Origin of the sequence: Paraburkholderia acidicola (assembly GCF_002362315.1) — a bacterium.
Lineage (GTDB): Bacteria > Pseudomonadota > Gammaproteobacteria > Burkholderiales > Burkholderiaceae > Paraburkholderia > Paraburkholderia acidicola.
Genome location: NZ_MTZV01000006.1, coordinates 224,477 through 244,010, shown reverse-complemented (window position 1 = coordinate 244,010; position 19,534 = coordinate 224,477). Strand labels below are relative to the sequence as shown.

At 62.1% G+C, this 19,534-nt stretch carries 18 protein-coding genes; 9 read left to right on the top strand and 9 right to left on the bottom strand.

What is annotated here, in order from left to right; all coding sequences use genetic code 11:
• The first annotated feature begins 60 nt into the window (after nucleotides 1-60).
• Nucleotides 61-1,380 carry a thioredoxin family protein gene (locus tag BWP39_RS20100; RefSeq protein ID WP_096723400.1) on the top strand — a complete coding sequence of 440 codons (1,320 nt, stop codon included), beginning with the start codon at nucleotides 61-63 and terminating at the stop codon, nucleotides 1,378-1,380.
• Nucleotides 1,381-1,438: 58 nt separating this feature from the next.
• Nucleotides 1,439-3,805, top strand: a complete 2,367-nt coding sequence (locus tag BWP39_RS20095; RefSeq protein ID WP_096723398.1) for a DNA polymerase II — start codon at nucleotides 1,439-1,441, stop codon at nucleotides 3,803-3,805.
• A 27-nt stretch (nucleotides 3,806-3,832) separates the two neighbouring features.
• On the opposite strand, the gene BWP39_RS20090 is transcribed toward BWP39_RS20095, so the two are convergent.
• The 4 genes from BWP39_RS20090 to BWP39_RS20075 form a co-directional block, all read right to left on the bottom strand.
• Complete coding sequence (locus BWP39_RS20090) at nucleotides 3,833-4,318, bottom strand: OsmC family protein (RefSeq protein ID WP_096723396.1); 486 nt, start codon at nucleotides 4,316-4,318, stop codon at nucleotides 3,833-3,835.
• Nucleotides 4,319-4,375: 57 nt separating this feature from the next.
• Complete coding sequence (locus BWP39_RS20085; RefSeq protein WP_096723394.1) at nucleotides 4,376-5,308, bottom strand: 2-hydroxyacid dehydrogenase; 933 nt, start codon at nucleotides 5,306-5,308, stop codon at nucleotides 4,376-4,378.
• A gap of 126 nt (nucleotides 5,309-5,434) precedes the next feature.
• Nucleotides 5,435-6,181 (bottom strand): SDR family NAD(P)-dependent oxidoreductase, encoded by a 747-nt coding sequence (locus BWP39_RS20080; RefSeq protein WP_096723392.1) that lies wholly within the window; start codon nucleotides 6,179-6,181, stop codon nucleotides 5,435-5,437.
• Nucleotides 6,182-6,193: 12 nt separating this feature from the next.
• A complete protein-coding gene (locus BWP39_RS20075; protein WP_096723390.1) occupies nucleotides 6,194-6,934 on the bottom strand; it encodes an SDR family NAD(P)-dependent oxidoreductase in 741 nt (246 codons plus the stop codon).
• 128 nt (nucleotides 6,935-7,062) lie between these two features.
• On the opposite strand from BWP39_RS20075, the gene BWP39_RS20070 reads away from it, so the two are divergent.
• Entirely contained in the window at nucleotides 7,063-7,959 is an 897-nt protein-coding gene (locus BWP39_RS20070; RefSeq protein WP_096723388.1) for a LysR substrate-binding domain-containing protein, read from the top strand.
• A 53-nt stretch (nucleotides 7,960-8,012) separates the two neighbouring features.
• Here BWP39_RS20070 and BWP39_RS20065 read toward each other — a convergent pair whose 3' ends face one another.
• Nucleotides 8,013-9,419, bottom strand: a complete 1,407-nt coding sequence (locus BWP39_RS20065; RefSeq protein ID WP_096723386.1) for a heavy metal sensor histidine kinase — start codon at nucleotides 9,417-9,419, stop codon at nucleotides 8,013-8,015.
• Nucleotides 9,416-10,087, bottom strand: a complete 672-nt coding sequence (locus BWP39_RS20060; protein WP_096723384.1) for a heavy metal response regulator transcription factor — start codon at nucleotides 10,085-10,087, stop codon at nucleotides 9,416-9,418. The genes BWP39_RS20065 and BWP39_RS20060 overlap by 4 nt, the downstream gene beginning before the upstream one ends.
• Nucleotides 10,088-10,297: 210 nt before the next feature.
• Here BWP39_RS20060 and BWP39_RS20055 point away from each other — a divergent pair, with 210 nt between their 5' ends.
• The 3 genes from BWP39_RS20055 (at nucleotide 10,298) to BWP39_RS20045 (ending at nucleotide 12,480) form a co-directional block, all read left to right on the top strand.
• Entirely contained in the window at nucleotides 10,298-10,942 is a 645-nt protein-coding gene (locus BWP39_RS20055; RefSeq protein ID WP_096723382.1) for a hypothetical protein, read from the top strand.
• Nucleotides 10,943-11,023: 81 nt separating this feature from the next.
• Nucleotides 11,024-11,662 carry a cytochrome b/b6 domain-containing protein gene (locus BWP39_RS20050; protein WP_096723380.1) on the top strand — a complete coding sequence of 213 codons (639 nt, stop codon included), beginning with the start codon at nucleotides 11,024-11,026 and terminating at the stop codon, nucleotides 11,660-11,662.
• On the top strand, nucleotides 11,659-12,480 hold the full coding sequence (locus tag BWP39_RS20045; protein ID WP_096723378.1) for a molybdopterin-dependent oxidoreductase: 822 nt from the start codon (nucleotides 11,659-11,661) through the stop codon (nucleotides 12,478-12,480). The genes BWP39_RS20050 and BWP39_RS20045 overlap by 4 nt, the downstream gene beginning before the upstream one ends.
• 24 nt (nucleotides 12,481-12,504) lie before the next feature.
• Here the strand turns inward: BWP39_RS20045 and BWP39_RS20040 are convergent, their stop codons facing one another.
• A complete protein-coding gene (locus BWP39_RS20040) occupies nucleotides 12,505-13,506 on the bottom strand; it encodes an AraC family transcriptional regulator (RefSeq protein WP_096723376.1) in 1,002 nt (333 codons plus the stop codon).
• A gap of 300 nt (nucleotides 13,507-13,806) precedes the next feature.
• On the opposite strand from BWP39_RS20040, the gene BWP39_RS20035 reads away from it, so the two are divergent.
• Nucleotides 13,807-14,859, top strand: a complete 1,053-nt coding sequence (locus BWP39_RS20035) for an NAD(P)-dependent alcohol dehydrogenase (RefSeq protein WP_096723374.1) — start codon at nucleotides 13,807-13,809, stop codon at nucleotides 14,857-14,859.
• Nucleotides 14,860-15,064: 205 nt separating this feature from the next.
• Nucleotides 15,065-16,024, top strand: a complete 960-nt coding sequence (locus BWP39_RS20030; protein ID WP_096723372.1) for a LysR family transcriptional regulator — start codon at nucleotides 15,065-15,067, stop codon at nucleotides 16,022-16,024.
• A gap of 69 nt (nucleotides 16,025-16,093) precedes the next feature.
• On the opposite strand, the gene BWP39_RS20025 is transcribed toward BWP39_RS20030, so the two are convergent.
• Together BWP39_RS20025 and BWP39_RS20020 are read right to left on the bottom strand one after the other, a co-directional pair.
• Entirely contained in the window at nucleotides 16,094-17,185 is a 1,092-nt protein-coding gene (locus tag BWP39_RS20025; RefSeq protein WP_407944809.1) for a nucleoside hydrolase, read from the bottom strand.
• Between the two features lie 335 nt (nucleotides 17,186-17,520).
• Nucleotides 17,521-18,498, bottom strand: a complete 978-nt coding sequence (locus BWP39_RS20020) for a hypothetical protein (protein ID WP_096723367.1) — start codon at nucleotides 18,496-18,498, stop codon at nucleotides 17,521-17,523.
• A 138-nt stretch (nucleotides 18,499-18,636) separates the two neighbouring features.
• On the opposite strand from BWP39_RS20020, the gene BWP39_RS20015 reads away from it, so the two are divergent.
• Complete coding sequence (locus tag BWP39_RS20015) at nucleotides 18,637-19,500, top strand: M15 family metallopeptidase (RefSeq protein ID WP_096723365.1); 864 nt, start codon at nucleotides 18,637-18,639, stop codon at nucleotides 19,498-19,500.
• Nucleotides 19,501-19,534: the final 34 nt, after the last annotated feature.

Sequence of the window (19,534 nt, the reverse complement as noted above, 5' to 3'; positions counted from 1 at the left end):
GCATCACGCGTTTTACATTTCCTGCTAAACAGATGCGCAGGCACACGCAGGAGCGTTTCCATGGAATTGAAGGCAGGCATGACCACACAGATTATGGATACCACCGACGCGCGGTTCGAGATCGACGTCGCCCACTCAATGTCGCCGGTTCTGCTGTATTTCTGGGCACCGTGGTCCGAGCCGTGCGGTGCGATCGATCCGTTGCTCGACAGCGTTGCGCGACATCATGCTGGCCCGTTGAAAATTGTCAGGGTGAACGTCGACGAACATGAAGCGATTGTTAAACGCTTCGACATCCACCGTATTCCAACCGTCCTGTTCTTCGACAAGGGCGAGCTACGCACTACGCTCGTCGCGCCGTCCGCGGCACGCCTGCAAGTGCTGATCGAAGACCGCTTTGGATCCGGCATGCCGTGGAATACCGCACGGGCCGACGAACTCTGCGCATCGTCGGCACTCGCCTTCCACGGTCAGGCAGCACGCAAGCGGATCTGTCTCAAGCGCCTGCGTGACAGCGTGTTCAGCGCCGACCATCCACCCTCCGACTGTGCGGCCGGCGGTGCCGGATTCTTCGTCGAGGAAGTGGGCGTACCGGGCATCCTCGGCGACATGATCGATACGCTCTGGCGACTGACCTGTGCCACCGAAAGCCTTGCTTACGCGCGTGCACGCACGATCGCGCTGTTCGAGGCGATTCCGCTGGGCGCGGACCTCACCGATGTCGCACCGGCCGTCGTGTATGGACTGCTGCACGACCGACGCTGGGGACTCGTCCGATACGTACAGGAAGGTGGCGCACATGAAATCTTCGCGCGGCTCGCCGTGCTGCATGCACGCGAACTTGTCGGCACGCGCATCGACAACCGCGCCTGGACGGAGTTGGCCCGAGACGCGATTGCACTCGCGGATGGTCATCGGCTACGTCAGCCGGAAGACGTGCCAACACAGCTGGATCTGCAACAAATCTTGATCGAACAGATTGAACACGTCACTCGCCCGCTTGCACAACTAGATCTGGACATGTTGATGCAGATCGTCCTGTCACTGACCTATGCACGCGACCAGCCGAGATTCTGGACCGACGAAGACGAGCGAAAGACGAGGCTGATGGCAGATGCAGCGATGCGCGAAGTCGAACGGCAGTTCGGCCTGAAGCCCGCCGACGACGATATCCGCACTGTCAGACGATGGCGTCGTCAAGTGCGCACGCTGATCGAAAAACTGGAAGCGGCGCAAACTACCGTGGACCCGACAACGGGCGTACGCCTTGAGATCTGGAAAAACCATCGGGACGCGCTTGCAGCAGAGCTTTATTGCACCGTTTGCGAACTCATGGTGAGCCGCTTCGACCACACACCGAAAGCCGTCGTGTTTCATTAGGCGAGGCGCGGGCGGTAAAATCGCGCATGGCGATGACGCCCGCGTGAGAGGTGGTAGTTTGACCGAGCTTGAACAGGGTTTCATTTTGACCCGGCATTGGCGCGACACACCGGCCGGTACGGAGGTCGATTTCTGGCTGGCAACGGACAGCGGGCCCCGTCACATCCTCCTGCGTCACCAACCCTCGGTTGCATTTATTCCCGCTGCACATCGCGAGCGCGCCGAGACCATTCTGCGCCGCGAGGCACCGCTCGATCTGCGCCCGCTCGAACTGCGTGACTTTCATCATCGGCCGGTCATGGGTCTTTATTGCCCGCAGTACCGGCAATTGACCGGCTTCGCAAAGCATCTGCGGCAAGGCGGTGTCGACGTCTACGAAGCCGATATCTTTCCGCCCGAACGTTACATGATGGAGCGGTTCATCACCGCGCCCGTGCAGTTCGGCGGGGATACGCAGCGCGACGGCTCGCTGCTGAACGGCGAACTGAAACCGGTCAACGGTTATCGTCCGTCGTTGAAGCTGGTATCGCTCGATATCGAAACCAGTGCACACACCGAGCTCTATTCGATCGCGCTCGAAGGCTGCGGACAACGCCAGGTCTATATGCTCGGGCCGCCGAACGGCGAAGCAGTCGACCGCGATTTCGACCTCGAATACTGCGAAACCCGTGCGCAGATGCTCGAAAAACTAAACCTGTGGATCGAACGACACGACCCCGATGCGATCATCGGCTGGAATCTCGTGCAGTTCGATTTGCGCGTGCTGCGACAGCATGCCGAACAGTATCGCGTGCCGTTGCGGCTCGGTCGCGGCGGGTCGGTGATGGAATGGCGCGAGCACGGCGCGAAGCAAAACCATTTCTTTGCGGGCGCTGCGGGGCGGCTGATTATCGACGGCATCGAGGCACTGCGATCCGCGACGTGGAGTTTCCCTTCGTTCAGCCTCGAATATGTGTCTCGCACGGTACTAGGCGAAGGCAAGGCGATCGACAATCCGTATCAGCGCATGGATGAAATCCAGCGACGCTTCGACGAGGACAAGCCCGCGCTCGCCCACTACAACCTGAAAGATTGCGAACTGGTCACGCGCATCTTCGCGAAGACGGAGTTGATGTCCTTTCTGCTGGAGCGCGCTACCGTTACCGGCTTACCCGCGGATCGCAGCGGCGGATCAGTTGCGGCATTCACGCATCTGTACATGCCGCGTATGCATCGGCAAGGCTATGTCGCGCCGAATCTCGGCGATGTAGCCGGCGCGGCAAGCCCGGGCGGCTTCGTCATGGACTCGCGACCGGGCCTCTACGATTCCGTGCTCGTACTCGACTACAAGAGCCTGTATCCATCGATCATCCGCACCTTCCTCGTCGACCCGCTCGGTCTCGTAGAAGGCACGCTGAACCCCACCGACGATGAATCCATACCCGGCTTTCTCGGCGCCCGTTTTTCGCGCACACGCCATTGTTTGCCGGCGATCGTGAGCCAGGTGTGGCAAGGACGCGAAGCGGCTAAACGCGAACATAACGCGCCGCTTTCGCAGGCGTTAAAGATCATCATGAACGCCTTTTACGGCGTGCTCGGTTCGACCGGTTGCCGTTTCTTCGATCCACGTCTTGCCTCGTCGATCACGATGCGCGGTCATGAAATCATGCACACCACGCGCGAGCTGATTCAAGGCGAAGGCTACGAGGTGATTTACGGCGACACCGATTCGACCTTCGTGTGGCTCAAACATGCGCATAACGAGGAAGACGCGGGCCGCATCGGCCGCGCACTGGTCGAGCATATCAACGCGTGGTGGCGTCGGGAGCTGCCGATACGCTTCGGCATCGAAAGTGCACTGGAACTGCAGTTCGAACGACACTACCGGCGCTTCTTCATGCCGACCGTTCGCGGTGCCGAGGACGGCAGCAAGAAACGCTACGCGGGGCTGATCGTCCTGCCGGACGGTAGCGAGGACATCGTCTACAAAGGGCTCGAAACGGTACGTACCGACTGGACGCCGCTCGCGCAACAGTTTCAGCAGGACCTGTACCGGCGCATTTTCACGCGGCAGCCGTATCAGGATTATGTGCGCGACTATGTGCGCGATACGCTCGCTGGCAAGCTCGACGATCAACTGGTGTATCGGAAACGTCTGCGCAGGCCGCTTGAAGAATATGAGCGCAACGTGCCGCCCCATGTGCGCGCGGCACGTGTAGCCGACGAATTCAACCGCCAGCAAGGCCGGCCCCTGCAATACCAGAACGGCGGCTGGGTTAGCTACGTGATGACGGTCGCGGGACCGGAGCCGCTGGAAACGCTGCGCTCGGCGATCGACTACGATCACTACCTCACGCGACAATTGCAACCCGTGGCCGACGCAATTCTGCCGATGCTGCGCGACGACTTTACGACTTTGATCTCGGGGCAGAAGCAGCTGTTTTGAGGCGCGGTGTGTGGTGTAACCGCAGCTTTACGCGCCGCGATCCGGATGCGTCCAGCTCCCCTCCACCTCGATCACCGTCTTCACCGAATTCGCGAGATAGCACGACTCGTGCGCTTCATGATGCAGATGGCGAAGCGCTTCGTCGTCCGGCACTTTCGTCCCACCGAATACGATGAGTGGCCTGAGCACGACCCGCGTCACGACTTCCTTTCCCGCTTCGTTGCGCCCCATCTCTCCGAGCGCTTCGTCACGATACGACTCGATGGCATATCCCGCCTGCGCGGCGATGTCGAGGAACCACAGCATGTGACAGCTCGAGAGCGCTGCGACATAGCCTTCCTCCGGGTCCACGCCGGCGGGATCGGAGAACGGCACACGCACGACGTGCGGCGAACTCGACGCGGGCACGACCGCACCGCCATCGAAACTCCAGCTATGTGCGCGGCTATAGCGTCGATCGGTAAACCGGCTGCCGTTGTTGCTCCATTCGACGGTCGCGGTGTGGGTCGCCATGTGATCGCATCCTTGTGCAAGAAATCGTGAAGGAGAAAGTGCGCGCGGCGCGTGTGTTCAGATCGGTGTCAGCACCGCCTCGCCGGCAAAGTGCCGTTGCGCATTGACAAGAAAATTCTGCACCGATGCATCGATCGCTTCCGGCGACGATCCGGCCACGTGCGGCGTCAGCACGATGTTCTTCAGATGCACGAGCGCCGGCGGCAGATGCGGTTCGCCCTCGTAGACGTCGAGCCCCGCGCCGCCGAGCGTGCCTGCTTCAAGCGCAGCGGCCAGCGCCGCCGTATCGACGACACTGCCACGCGACACATTGACGAGAAAACCATGCGGCCCGAGCGCGTCGAGTACCGCCCGATCAACGAGATGATGCGTCCCCGCGCCGCCCGGTGTTGCGATCACGAGAAAATCGCTCCATTCGGCAAGGGCTACTACGCTGTCGAAGTAGCGCAGCGGCGACCCTTCACGCGGCTTACGGTTGTGATAGCCGGTTTCGATATCGAAGCCCGCCGCGCGGCGCGCGACCTTCAGTCCGATGTTGCCCAGCCCCAATACACCGAGCCGCTTGCCCGACACGTTCGGCCGCAACGGCAGCTTGTCGCGCCAGACGCCGTCGCGCGTCGCACGATCGCGCTGCGCGATGTCGCGCACCGCCGCAAGCAGCAGCGCGAACGCGTGATCGGCCACGCAGTCGTCGTTGGTGCCCGCGCCGTTCACTAGCACGATGTCGCGGGCGCGGGCGTAATCGACGGCGATGTTCTCGTAGCCCGCACCCAGCGCGCTGATGAATTCGAGGTCTGGAAGCTGGTCGATCTCGTCGGCGGTCAGACCGGTCGTGCCGTTGGTCAGCACTGCGCGGATCGACGCGCCGTGCGACGCGATGATCTGTGTGCGCTGCTCGGGCGTCGGGGCGTAAAGGATGTCGAAGGAGGCGGCGACGCTCGCGTAGCTATCGTCGCGAAGGGAAATCAGGACCAGCAGGGAGGGCTTCATGACCTGGACGCGTTGTGTGGAGACGGCGACAGGCGAAAGTGTAGCAAGGAGCGACGTGGCGCGCTCTGCGATCTATGCGAACCGCAGACATCGGCATGTTGCTCTCCCTCTGGTTCGGTGAAAAATTCAGAGCTTCGAGCCGCCATCCACGTGGATGGTGTCCCCGGTGATCCAGCGCGCGTCGTTCGACGCGAGAAAGGCAACGACGGGTGCGATGTCTTCCGGCTGGGCGATCCGTTTCAACGCCTGCATTCCGAGCGCGGCATTGCGCCCTGCTTCGGTTTTCGTGAAGTTCGACATATCGGTCTCGACGACGCCGGGCGCGACCGCATTCACACGAATACCGCGCGGCCCGAGTGCGGCCGCAAAGTGCTTGACCATGGTGTCTACCGCGCCCTTGGTTGCAGCGTAGGCAAACAGTGCCCCGGCCGAGGCACGTGCGACGAGCGAAGACGTGAAGATGATCGTGCTGTCCTTGCAGAGCACCGGCAGCAACTGCTGCACGAGGAAATATGGTGCACGGACGTTGACCGCAAACAGCCTGTCGAAGTCTTCGAGCGTAGTGTCTTCGATGCTGGCCGCCATCGAGATGCCTGCGTTGGCCACCAGGATGTCGAGGCGATCACCTACGATCGCGCGGACCTGTCGGGCAAGATCATGCGGGCCTTCGGGCTTTTGCAGATCGGCGCCCACCTTTTCGGCCTTGCCACCGGCCTTGCGGATGTCGGCAACAACCGTATCCGCCTCCTTTTCGCTGCTGCCGTAATGAACCAGCACCTGGGCTCCCGCCGCGGCGAGCGCCAACGCGCTCGCGCGGCCAATCCCGCGTGAAGCGCCGGTCACCAGCGCCGTTTTTCCGGAAAGATTCGTCATGGTCGTGCTCCTTCAGGCAATCGTGCCGCCGTCGACGGTCAGGCTCGCACCCGTGATGTAGCTCGCTTCGGGACCGGCGACGAAGGCGACCATCGCGGCAATGTCATCGACATGACCATAGCGCTTCAACGCGGTGTTCTCGAGCTGCGGTTTTGCCCAGTCGCCTGAGGCGGGGTTCAGGTCGGTATCGATAGGCCCGGGCTGGACATTGTTGACCGTGATGCCGCGCGGACCGACTTCGCGCGACAGACCCTGCGTGAACAGTTTCACGGCAGCCTTGGTGGCGGAGTAAGCCGCGAGACCCGGTGTTATCGCCCGCTCGCCCACACAGGAACCGATGTTGATGACGCGGCCGCCTTCCTTCAGATGCTTGAGCGCCGCCTGCGTCGCGATAAACACGCCTCGCACGTTGAGATCGAGCATCTGGTCCAACTCTTCCAGGGTGGTTTCCTCGAAGGGCTTGGGGATGGCAGTGCCCGCGTTGTTGACGAGGATGTCGAGCCCGCCGAAGGTCTTGACGGTTTCCGCCACCGCGGCGCTAACGGCCGTGGTGGAGGTTGCATCGGCCTGGACCGCGATCGCCCTGCCACCGGCGGCGTGGATAGCGTTCACAACCTCGGCAGCGGCATCGGCGCCTCTGGTGTAGGTAATCGCCACGCTGGCGCCGTCGGCGGCAAGGCGTCGGGCGATGGCCGCTCCGATGCCACGGGAAGCACCGGTGACGAGCGCGATCTTGTTGGTCAGGTTTGCCATGGAACGTGTCCTCTCAATGTAGGGAAATGGGGCTACTCAGCCTCAATGAGCATTACTCTAGGTCCCTGTTGCCTTCTTTAAAAAGACTTTATAAGCTGGCGGCATGCTTTCCAGGCATGGGTAAAGATATGGAACTCCGGCATCTCAGATACTTCGTCGCCGTAGCGGAGGAAGGCAGCCTGACCACCGCTGCTGAGCAACGGCTACACACTTCGCAGCCATCGTTAAGCCGGCAGATCCGCGATCTCGAGAGCGAGGTCGGGATCGAACTGCTCACGCGCAGCGCTCAAGGTGTCGCGCTGACGGTGGCCGGCAAGGCGTTCCTCGACCACGCGCGCCTCGCGCTGGCCCAGGTCGATGCGGCGATGGAAGCGGCACGCAAGGCAGGACGCCCGGCCACGAAAACCTTCACGCTGGGTTTCCTGAGCGGGTTTGAAGTCGCGTGGCTGCCCAAGGTCATGAGCCTGCTCTGCAGCGAGCTCAAAGGTGCGGAAGTCACCGTCTCCAGCGACTACTCGCCGGACCTGGCAGGCGCGCTGGCGCGAGGGCGGCTCGACGCGGGGATCATGCGGCCGGAGCCTGGTTACGACCTGTGTTACGAAGTGATCGACCAGGAACCGCTCATCGTGCTGATGCCCAGCGATCACCGCCTGACCGCGCACGCGACGATCGATCCGCGCGAATTCGTCGGCGAGATATTTATCGGTGGGTCGAAGAAGGCGGGGGTCCTGCAAGCCGCCACAGAGCAATACCTGCGGCACACGGGCCTCGATATTCAGCTCGATCACGGCGTGGACAACATTGCGATGGCCGTATCGCTTGTCGCCTCCACTCGTGGGCTGGCGTTGATGCCGGCCTATGCAGAGAATCTGCTGCCATGGTCGGTAGTCAGCCGTCCGCTGCAAGGTGAAGTGCCGACCGTCGACGTAGTGATCGGCTATAGCAGGACCAACACCTCACCGATCCTCAAGGCGTTTCTGGCAAGGCTGCAGGAACTCAAGACAGCGGCTGGAAAAGCGCACTGAACGCTGCGCCAATGTCGGCGCGAATCAAGCGCTGCTATGTGACGATTGCTGGCCTAGCCAGCCTGCGCCGGAAACCGCAATTCGAACCGCGCCACGCCCGGCGTCGGGCACTGGGCGCTCGCCGTGCCGCGATGCAGGTTCATGATCGCCTTGACGATCGCGAGCCCAAGTCCGTTCGATTCGGTGAACTGGCTGCGCGCCGCATCCGCACGATAGAAGCGGTCGAACAGCCGCTGCAGCTGTTCCGGCTCAATCGCCGCGCCGTCGTTCTCCACGACGACAATCGCACCCTGCCCGTCCTGGCTGCCGGTCAGGCGCACCACCGTATCGCGGGCACCGTAGCGCACGGCATTCACGACCAGGTTGTTGATCGCGCGCCGGCACAACATCGGGTTCGCCCACGCGACTCCATCGGCGGACACGGCGAAACGCATGCCGCGTTCATCCGCGAGTCCTTCGAAGTAGTCGGCGATCTTGTGCAACTCGTCGCTCAACGCAACCGGTGAACGCTCGATCGACAGCCCCGCATGATCGGCCTGCGCGAGAAACAGGATGTTCTCCGCGATATGGCTCAGGCGGCTCAGTTCTTCGAGATTCGATTCGAGCACCTGCTGGTACTCGGCGGTATCGCGCGGCTGCGCGAGCGTCACCTGGGTCTGACCGATCAGCGCGCCGACCGGCGTGCGAATCTCGTGTGCAAGATCCGCGGAAAACTGCGAAAGCCGCTGATACCCATCTGCAAGGCGGTCGAGCATCGCGTTGAATGCATGCGTCAGCTGGCGCAGTTCGACCGGAGCGTCGTCGCTATTCAGTCGCACCGCGAGATTCGTCGGGCTGATCTGCGCCGCGTGTGCCGCGATGTGCCGCACCGGCCGCAGCCCACGCCGCAACACGACGTACGCGAGCAACGTCGTAGCCAGCATGCCTGCCAGCGTCGCGGCAACGATCAGGTCGCGATACGCGGCCAGCATGCGTTTCTCGGCGGTCATCGGGTGCCCGGCGATGATTTCGACCGCTGCGCCGTCCTCGCGAGCCGGCGCGAGCGCGACGGCCCAATGCATGATGACGCCGTTCGGCAGACGGGTCTGCTGAATATCGGCGAGCGTGGGCAGCCGCTGCATATCCAGCGTGCGTAGCGCCGGCACCGGCACGTTCTGCGGATTGACGTCGATGAATGACGTTTCACCCGGCCGACGAAACAGCAACACGTCCTGCTCGGCGCCAAGCATCGTTTCGAACAGCAACGGTCGGTCTTTCAGCTCGCTGACGGTGTACATCTCGCGCACGAGCCGGCTGAAATGCTCGACCCGGCCGAGCAACACGAGGTCGGCGCGGCGCTGCAGCGACACCTGCGCGGAGCGGTAGAAATACGCGCCCAGCGCGCCGTTCACGACACACGCGATCAGCGCAAGCAGGATCGTGGTGCGGGTGGTGAGCGAGCGCGATGTCCAGAACTTCATGTCTCGAGGCCGAACGTGTAGCCGATGCTGCGCACCGTGTGAATCAGCTTGCGCTCGAACGGATGATCGATCTTGGCGCGCAACCGCTTGATCGCGACGTCGACGACATTGGTATCGCTGTCGAAGTTCATGTCCCACACTTCCGATGCGATCTGCGTGCGCGATAGCGCCTCGCCCTGCCGCTTCACCAGCAGATGCAGCAGCATGAACTCCTTGTTGGTAAGCGAAATCTCGATGCCTTCGCGTGTCACGCGTCGCCGCAGCACATCGAGTTTCAGATCCGCGACTTCGAACACATCGGCTTCACGTACAACGCCACGCCTGAGCAATGTGCGGATGCGCAGCACGAGTTCGGTGAACGAAAATGGTTTGACGAGGTAATCGTCCGCGCCCAGTTCGAGGCCATGGATGCGGTCGCTGACGTGATCGCGTGCAGTGAGGAAGATGACCGGCAGGTCGCGCCGCGCGCGCAGCGTACGCATGATCTCCCAGCCGTCGATGCCCGGCAGCATCACGTCGAGCACCACCAGTTCGTAGGCATGCTCGAGCGCCATGTGCAGACCGTCCGTGCCGGTGCGCGCGAGATCGACTGCATAGCCGCTCTCGCGAAGCCCTTTCTTCAGGTAGTCACCAGTCTTCGGGTCGTCTTCGATGACGAGAATGCTCATGGTTGCTCAATCGTCCGCGGGCGCGCTGCGGGGGTAACTGCAGGGGGTAACTGAAGGACAAACACAGGGCAGCGCGCATTCATCAAAGTGTTTTGCCGCATTCTAGCCGCCCACCGCCGGGAATGAATGACGTTTTTGTCATCCGGACGTCAGACGCACGAGCCATTACGCGCACTACGCTTGAGCCGTCTTTCACCACCGGGAAACACCATGAAACCTGCAGTACCCAGCGCCGTACACCATTTTTTGCGCACAGTCGCCGCGCCTGCACTCATCGTCGCCGCCTTCGCTACGACGGCGCCCGCCGCCTTCGCACAGGGCAGCGCGCCGGCCGGTGTGCGCGGCACGGTCACTGCGCTGGCAGGCGACACGCTCAAGGTGCATGAAAACAGCGGTCAGGACGTCGACGTGAAGCTCGCCAAAGACACGCCGATTCGCGGTGTCACGCTCGCTAACATCGCCGACATCAAGGCGGACAGCTATATCGGCACGGCCGCGATTCCGCAGGCCGACGGTACGCTCAAAGCACTCGAAGTCCACGTGTTTCCGGCCAGCATGCGCGGCATGGGTGACGGCCATCGCCCGTGGGATCTGGGTGCGAACAGCTCGATGACGAATGGCACGGTGGGCAGCGTCGTCGTGAGCAATGGCCGCACGGTCACGATCAACTACAAGGGCGGCGAAAAGAAGGTCGTAATTCCGCAGGATGTGCCGATCGTCAATCTCGAAGCAGGCGACCGTTCACTGCTCGTGCCGGGCGCGCACGTGGTGCTGTTTGCGCACAAGGAAGCCGACGGTTCGCTCGCGGCGAACTTCATCTCGGCCGGCAAGAACGGCGTCGTTCCGCCGATGTGATTGCATGCGCCGCCGCATGCGTGTGCTTGATTGCGTGCGGCGGCGCTTCGATTCGATCGTCTTCTGGTTTCCCTCATTGCCATGCCGCAGAACCCATCGCGCGTCGTCACGCATCCGCTGGTCGTCCGGATCACTCATTGGGTCAACGCGTTCGCGATGACCTGCATGATCGCGAGCGGCTGGGCGATCTATAACGCCTCACCGATCTTCGCGTTTCGCTTTCCGGTCTGGGCGACCGTTGGTGGCTGGCTCGGTGGGTCGATTGCGTGGCACTTCGCCGCGATGTGGCTGTTGTGCGCGAACGGCCTCGTCTATCTGACTTACGGACTCGCGAGCCGGCACTTGCAGCGGCAGTTGCTGCCGGTTCATCCGCGCGAAGTAGCCCGTGATGCACTGCTGGCGATGCGTCTGCGCCTGCCTCACGAAACGGGTCGCTACAACGCCGTGCAGCGCGCGCTCTATGTCGCGGTGTTGTTGCTCGGCGTGCTGCTCGTTGCGTCCGGATTGTCGATCTGGAAGCCCGTGCAGTTCGCGTGGCTCACCGCGCTATTCGGTGGATTCGACTTCGCGCGCAAGGTGCACTTCGGCGCGATGGCGGGCGTGGTCGCTTTTGTCGTCGTGCATCTCGCGCTGGTGATGCTCGTACCGCGCACGCTGCCGCCGATGTTCACCGGTCGTGCGATGAAATCGCGCAACACACAGAAAGGTCACAGTGCATGAACGACCGGCACACCCCACGTGCGGACCGTATCGATGTCGACGACACGTCCATCGAAACGCCCCGCCCCGCTAAATCCGAACGCATCGTCCTCGCGGACCATCGTCCGCAACTGGAACGCCTGCAACGCCGGCTGTTCCTGCGCTCGACACTCTCCGTCGGCGCGCTCGCCATGCTGTCGGGCTGCAACATGCAGGACGGCGATTCTGTCGACAAGGTGCTATGGGCGATGTCGCGCTGGAACGATCGCGTGCAGGCGTGGCTCTTTAGCGGCACGCGGCTCGCACCGACCTATGCGGCGAGCCAGATCACGAAGCCGTTTCCGTTCAACGCGTTCTATCAGGAGTTCGATGTGCCGGAGATCGACGGTGCGTCGTATGCGCTCGAAGTGTCGGGGCTCGTTGCAAACAAGCGTTCGTGGTCGCTCGCGCAACTGCGTACGCTGCCCCAGGCGTCGCAGATCACGCGACACGTGTGCATCGAAGGATGGAGCGCGATCGGCGAATGGCGCGGTGTGCCGTTTCGCACGTTTCTCGAGCGCATCGGCGCCGATACGACGGCGCGCTATGTCGGCTTCAAATGCGCGGACCGCTATTACTCGAGCCTCGATATGGCGACCGCACTGCATCCGCAAACGCAGTTGACACTCGATTTCGGCACCGAACCGCTGCCGCCGAAGTACGGCTATCCGCTCAAGCTGCGCGTACCGACCAAGCTGGGCTTCAAGAACCCGAAGCATATCGCCGAGATCTTCGTGACGAACACGAACCCCGGCGGCTACTGGGAAGACCAGGGCTACAACTGGTTCAGCGGACTCTAGGCAGCGTGTACGTCTAAAAGGGCTTCAAACCGCCGTCACATACTGCCGAACCGGCGGCAAACTGCGCGGAGCCGGCGGCTCGAACGCGTTGCGCATCCGTCTCACCTCGTCGACGGGACTCAGTCCGAACAGCCGCTTGAATTCGCGGCTGAACTGCGACGCGCTTTCATAGCCGACCTTGCCCGCCGCCGCACCCGCATTCAATCCGTCCTGAACCATCAACAGCCGCGCGTGATGCAGCCGCGTGGTCTTCACGTACTGCATCGGCGAGGTCGATGTCACGGCCTTGAATTGCGCGTGGAAGACGGCGAGGCTCATGCCCGCTTCGCTCGCGAGCGTCTCGACATCGAGTTCGCTCTCGTAGTCCGCGTGAATACGCCGCAACGCCTTCGCAATACGCCCGAAGTGATGCTGATGCGTGAGCGCCGCGCGGATCGCATCGCCCTGCACGCCTGTCAGCACCCGGTAGCAGATCTCGCGGACCATGGCGGGCCCGAGGATGCGCGCATCGAGCGGCGACACCATTGCCTCGAGCAACCGCTGCACCGCGCAGCCGAGCGTCGCATCGAGCGGCGTCGAATAGATGCCGCGCGGCTCGTCGTGGGTCGCGCCGCGCGTGTCGTTCAGCATTAGCACCAGCTCGGCCACGACGCCCATATCGACGCGGATCGAGATGCCGAGAAACGGCTCTTCGGGGCTCGCCTCGGTTTCGCATTCGAACGGTAGCGGCACCGACATCACGAGGTACTGCTGCGCGTCGTAGAAAAATGTCTGCTCGCCGATATAGCCGCGCTTGCGGCCCTGGCACACGATCACGATGCTCGGTTCGTACATCACCGGCTTGCGCTCGACCGGCCGGTTCGAACGCATCAGCTTGACGCCATCGAGCGGTGTCTGCGTGAAGCCTTCGGCGGGCGCGAGCACGTCGAACAGCTCGACCATGCTCTGCTGCACCGCCGTGGCCGCTGCATCGAGGGACGCGCCGAGCGTAGGCGGCAGTGGGGAGGAAGACGGAATCGGGTTCATCGCGGAATCTGCGGGAATTGATAAACAGGCTCGAAATCTAGCATTAAACAGGTTTGGGTGCTTGTCTCACAGAGAAATAGGCAAACCTTCAAGATATTCAGGTATTCCCCAGGACGCGCCCGACCCCTACGATGGGAACCCTGTTGCAACGGCGTTCGAAACACCCCGGAAACACCCGGACACGCCCCCGAAGCCCCCTTTTCTGCTCGCACACGCTGCCCCGCGACGAGGTTCACACAATCTTCCGTGAACCCCGTCGCGCGGCCGGCTGGCGGCACTCACCCATCTGCAGGAGCGACCATGACGACAACCCAGGCCTACGCGGCCCACAATCCGAATTCGAAGCTGGTGCCATTCACTTTCGATCGCCGTGCGCTGCGCGATCTCGATGTGCAGATGGACGTGCTGTTTTGCGGCGTCTGCCATTCCGATCTGCACCAGGCACGCAACGAGTGGAGGAACTCGATCTACCCGGTGGTGCCGGGCCATGAAATCGTCGGCCGAGTGACTGCGGTCGGTGCCGGCGTCACGCGTCATCGCGTGGGCGATCTCGTCGGTGTCGGCTGTCTGGTCGACTCGTGCCGCACGTGCCCGAGTTGCGCCGAAGGGCTCGAGCAGTATTGCGAGAACGGCTTCGTCGGCACTTATAACGGCGCCGACCGCGTCACCGGCGATATCACGCTTGGCGGTTATTCGACCAGTCTCGTCGTCGACGAAGCGTTCGTCCTCGGCGTACCCGATAACCTCGATCCGGCCGGCGTCGCGCCGCTGCTGTGCGCAGGCATCACCACGTACTCGCCGCTGCGCCAGTGGAACGTCGGTCCCGGCCACAAGGTCGGCATCGTCGGGCTGGGCGGTCTCGGCCACATGGGCGTGAAGTTTGCCCGTGCGCTCGGCGCGCACGTCGTGCTGTTCACGACGTCGCCGTCGAAGATCGAGGATGCGAAGCGGCTCGGCGCGCACGAAGTCGTGATCTCGAAGAATCAGGAGGAAATGGAGACCCACCTGAACAGCTTCGATTTCATCCTCAACACCGTCGCCGCACAGCACGACCTGAACCCGTTCATCAACCTGCTGAAACGCGACGGCACCATGACGCTGGTCGGCGCACCGGAGCACGACCATCCGTCGCCGCAAGTGTTCGGGCTGATCTTCAAGCGCCGGCGTCTGGCTGGTTCGCTGATCGGTGGAATCGCGGAAACGCAGGAAATGCTCGATTTTTGTGGCGAGCACGGCATTACGTCGGATATCGAAGTGATTCCGATGCAGCAGATTAACGACGCATACGAGCGCATGTTGAAGAGCGATGTGAAGTACCGCTTCGTCATCGATCTCGACTCGCTAAGGCAGTAAGACAGGTAGCCGGACACCGCATCGCATTTCCCCCTGGGGGCTGCGCTCGCGCGCGGCCTCCTGTCCCGCTCCCCGCCTTACGCATGGCTCGTTGCGCCGGTTCACCTCCCTGACGGGAAGGTGCACCGGCTGCTTGCCGTGCACGCTGTCGACGTTTTACGCGTTACCCGCAATCAATTCGTTTCGTTCACTCTGGAGATGTCCCGTGATCGACCGCATTCAGGCGATGCGCACCTTCGTCCGCATCGTAGACACAAACAGTTTTAGCCGCGCCGCAGAGTCGCTGGACATGCCGCGCGCCACCGCCACCACGATCGTGCAGAACCTGGAGGCTCTGCTCGGTACCGCATTGCTGACGCGCACGACGCGCCGGCTCAATCTCACCACCGAAGGTGCCGCGTACTACGAACGCTGCGCGCAGATTCTTGCCGACATCGACGAACTCGAAGCCGGTCTGCGCGGTACCACCGATGCATTGAATGGCCGCCTGCGTGTCGAGATGCCAGGCGCCGTCGCCACCGAGCTGATACTGCCCGCGCTCGACGATTTCCACCTGCGTTTTCCGAACGTGGATCTCGCGATCGGGATCAGCAACCGCAGCATCGATCACATCGCTGAAGCCGTCGATTGCAGCATCCTGCTGGGCGAGTTGCCCGATTCGGGTCTCGTCGCGCGGCGCCTCGGCACGCTCGATCACGTGACGTGCGCGAGCCCCGCCTATCTGGAACGCTATGGCACGCCGCTCGAACTCGACGACCTCGCAACGCACATCGCGGTGAACTGCATGTCGTCGCAGAACGGCCGCGCCTGCGACTTCGATTTCGAAGTGGGCGACCACGCAACGCGCGTGAAGGTGAACGGCTTCGTGAAGGTCAGCGACGAGCACGCGTATCTGACTTGCGGCCTGCAAGGGCTCGGTCTGATCCAGCCGTCGCGGATCGCTGCGCAGGCGTACCTCGATTCCGGCGCGCTGCGCGAAGTATTGCCGCAGTGGAAGCCGGTGCCGATGCCGGTATCGGTGGCGTATGTGAAAAGCCGGCGCGTGTCGCCACGTGTGCGCGCGTTCGTCGACTGGCTTGCGCAGTTGTTCGAGCAGGCCGGACACGTCGAGAAGGATTTGCAGCGTGTGCGGCAGTTGCTGCGTGGCGGGTTGCATCCGGCCTGATGATCTAAACCAGCGATCTAATGTAGCGATCCAACGCCCAGGCGGCCTGAACCGGCCGCCTGGGCGTTATCAGTTTGGCGGCAGTTTCACCGGTACCGGCCGCGTCAGCAGATCGACGTAGTAGTCGAAAAAGCGCGCGTTGTCGAAGCGCTTCACGATCGTCATCTTCTGCAGACCCGCCGGCGGATTGTTCGCATAGCCGGTGGCCTTCCCGTCGTTCGCGCCGACGCGTGTGTCGACGTCGACCCATTCGTCGACGGTTTGCGTCGCGAACGTCGGGTCCATCAGGTACGCGATGGTCAGCGTGTCCCAGATGCTCGTCGTGTAACCCGGATTCGTTTCGAAGCCGTTCTTGCCGTCGAAGCCATAGCCGTTCAACTGTTTGAATAGCCGCGTAATGATGGTCTGGTGTCTGGGATCGTGTGCAATGCGGTCATAGGTCGCCTTGTCCATCTTCACCGTGTCCGTTACGTCGAGCGGCACGACCACCTGTTTGACCGGCAGACGCAACACTTCCTGCGCGGCCACCGGGTCGAACCACCAGTTGAATTCCGCCGTCGGCGTGGTATTGCCGGGCACATCGATCGCGCCGCCCATGTAGATGATCTGCTTGATCATCGGCACGATTTCCGGATGCTGGCGCGCCGCGAGTGCGATGTTGGTCAGCGGACCGATCGCGAGTATCGTCACTTCGCCGGGATGCTGCTTCACGCTGTCGACGATGAAATCGACAGCGCTCTTGCGCTGCACTTTCGTGTGCGTCGCGAAGCCGTCGGGCGGTGCGACCAGGTTCGCATTCGACTTCGGCTCAGGCGTTCCCCATGCCCCGAGATAACCGTCGCCGCCGGGGAATTGCGCGAGCTCCTGCTTGATCGTCGCGTAGTCGTGCGAGAGCGGAGTGTTCGCACCGACATAGACACCAATGCGGTTGCCGGCACCGAGCCGTTCCATCGATTTCAGCGCATCCGCTACCCCTTGCTTCAACCACTGGTTGCCGCTGACGACCGTAATACCGAGCACATCGATCTGACCTTGCGCCTGCAACTGCACCGCCATCACGCCCAGTTGGCCATCGTCGCTCAACGTGTTGTAGTCGCTATCGATGATGACTTTCGGACCACCGGTGTGCACGGTGCCGCCGTATGCGGTCCCTGCCGCGATGCCCGTTAGTCCTGCAGTTAATCCTGCCAGGCACGCCAACGTCACGATCGATCGCTTCACACACTTCTCCTGTCCTGTTCATGTTCTGTCCGGATTCCATGCCTCGTTACGTTCACTGAACGCGGCGTGCCGGAAGGCGTTTCATCATAAGCGTAAACATCGCGCGGACAAAACGTCATGCCGCGTGCATGGCATACGCGGCAACGTTCGTGTGAATGGGTTCGATGATGGAGTTGACCGGTAGCGAGCGCTAGCCGGATCGTGCGCATCGCACGTATCGCAGACGATAGATGCGCTAAAGAAAAAAGCCGCGACAGAAGTGTCGCGGCCCTAGTTCAGGGTTGGTGTGCCTGGGCTGCATTCGGGCACGCGGGGTCTTTGCCCCAGTGCCCATCGCATACGTGCCAGCGGCACATCTGCTCGTCGAAGAAACCGCGCGTGCCGCATTCCTTCACGCGCTGCGCAAGCGAAGTGGCGCCTGCCGAGCTGGCGGCTGCCGGTGGCGCAGCGGCTTTCGCCGCATGGGCGCTTTTCGCCGCCGCGGTATCTGTCTTCGCACCAGCAGGTTTGGTACGGGCAACGAGCGCCGCCAGCAGATCGGCATCGGAATCCGTACGCGCACCGGCCTTCGCGTCGCGCGCCGCCGGCTTCTTCGCCTGCGCAACCGCAGTAGCCGAACTCGCATGATGCGCATTCGCGGCTTCACGTTTCGCGCGCGCCGCACTTGCAGCGTGCTTCGCGTTGCTGCCGGCCAGCGTCGTCTTCGCCGCGACGGCAGGCACTGCGACAGCCGAAGCGGACACCGCCGAGGCAGCCGGCGGCGATACACCGCTCGCCTCTTCGGCACCGGTCGCGAGTGCACGCGACAGGCGGTTATCGCTATCGGCACCCGAAGCACCCGTAGCCGTTGAATCGGACGCGGGTTTATTCGTCGTATCTTCAGAGATGATCGTGGCGGCTTGCGGTGCCGAAGCCTGGTCGTCGGTTTTCGCCGTGACCTGAGCCGTGGCGCTCGCAGCAACCGGCGCGGCCGGGCTTGCGCTGGCAGGCACGGGCACGGCGGCAACGGTGGCGGTTTGCCCTTCGCCACCGCGATGCTGAAGGTGCCATGCGCCCCAGCCGCCTGCAGCGATTACCAGCAGTGCGACGATCGCGATGGGTGCACGGGAACGCTGTGGTTTTTCGGGAGGTGGTGCAACGCGGCCCTCCAGATTCGCGAGAATGCGCGAGCCATTGGCTTGCGCTGCGTTCTCCTTATCGGAAAGCAGGCTGGGAGGGGCTTTGTTCGAATCGGAGCTATCCGGCGCACTCATTCACTGTCTCTTTGAAACCTGCTCATTGAATTCAGGCTTATTTAGCCGCGATAATACGCTAGAGCCCAAGTTCGGGCTGGCCTGATTCTAAGAGCAAGCATTACAAAATACAATTGTTTCGAATTTTCCGGGGGTTCTTTGATTGCTGTTGCACTGGTTGCTTATTTTGCCATCGCCGTCCTTGTAGCAGCCATTCTGCTATTACCGTCGGTTCGGACATCGCTTTTTGGCGGCGTATTCAATCTGCATAACCGCATAGTACGCCGGGCTTCGCACGGTGCCGCACAGGCTCGCGGCAAGATTGCAAAATCGGCAAGAATTTCGCAATCCACGCTCGGCGATATGCAAAATTTACTCGTGCGTCGACGCTTGCTGATTTTTACGACCACAGGTATTCTTGCGACGCCGCCATTGGTGGCAATTGCATTACGCGGACGACAGTTTTTTCAATATGACGACACTATCAGGGTGCCCGACGAGAAAATAGCCGCACTCCTGAACGGCGAACAACTTGTCCCACCGCCGCCGTTGCCACCCGAGATTTTCGAGACGCAGGAAGTTCAGCAGATCCGGCCCGCGCTAAAGGGCGCAAGCCGCGACTGGAATCTGCTCGATGCTGACTTCAGGACACGCTTATTGCTCGTTTACAAAATGATGCACGAGCAATACGGTTATGAGATGGCTTTGCTGGAAGGTTATCGTAGCCCGGAACGGCAAAACCAGCTGTCTAGAATGGGGGGAGTCACAAATGCCGCTGCGTTTCAGAGCTACCACCAATATGGCCTCGCGGCGGATAACGCATTTCTGCGCGACGGCAAGCTCGTCATTACGGAAAAAGATCCCTGGGCCATGCGAGGTTATCAACTGTACGGACAGTGCGCCGAACAGGTTGGCCTGACATGGGGCGGCCGCTGGAAATTGATGGACCTCGGGCACGTCGAATATCACAAACCCGGCTTCGTAATGGGAAAATCGAAACCGCTAGTCGTGCCCAGCCAATGACCCTATCCACAACACGCGGACACTGTTTCGCAAC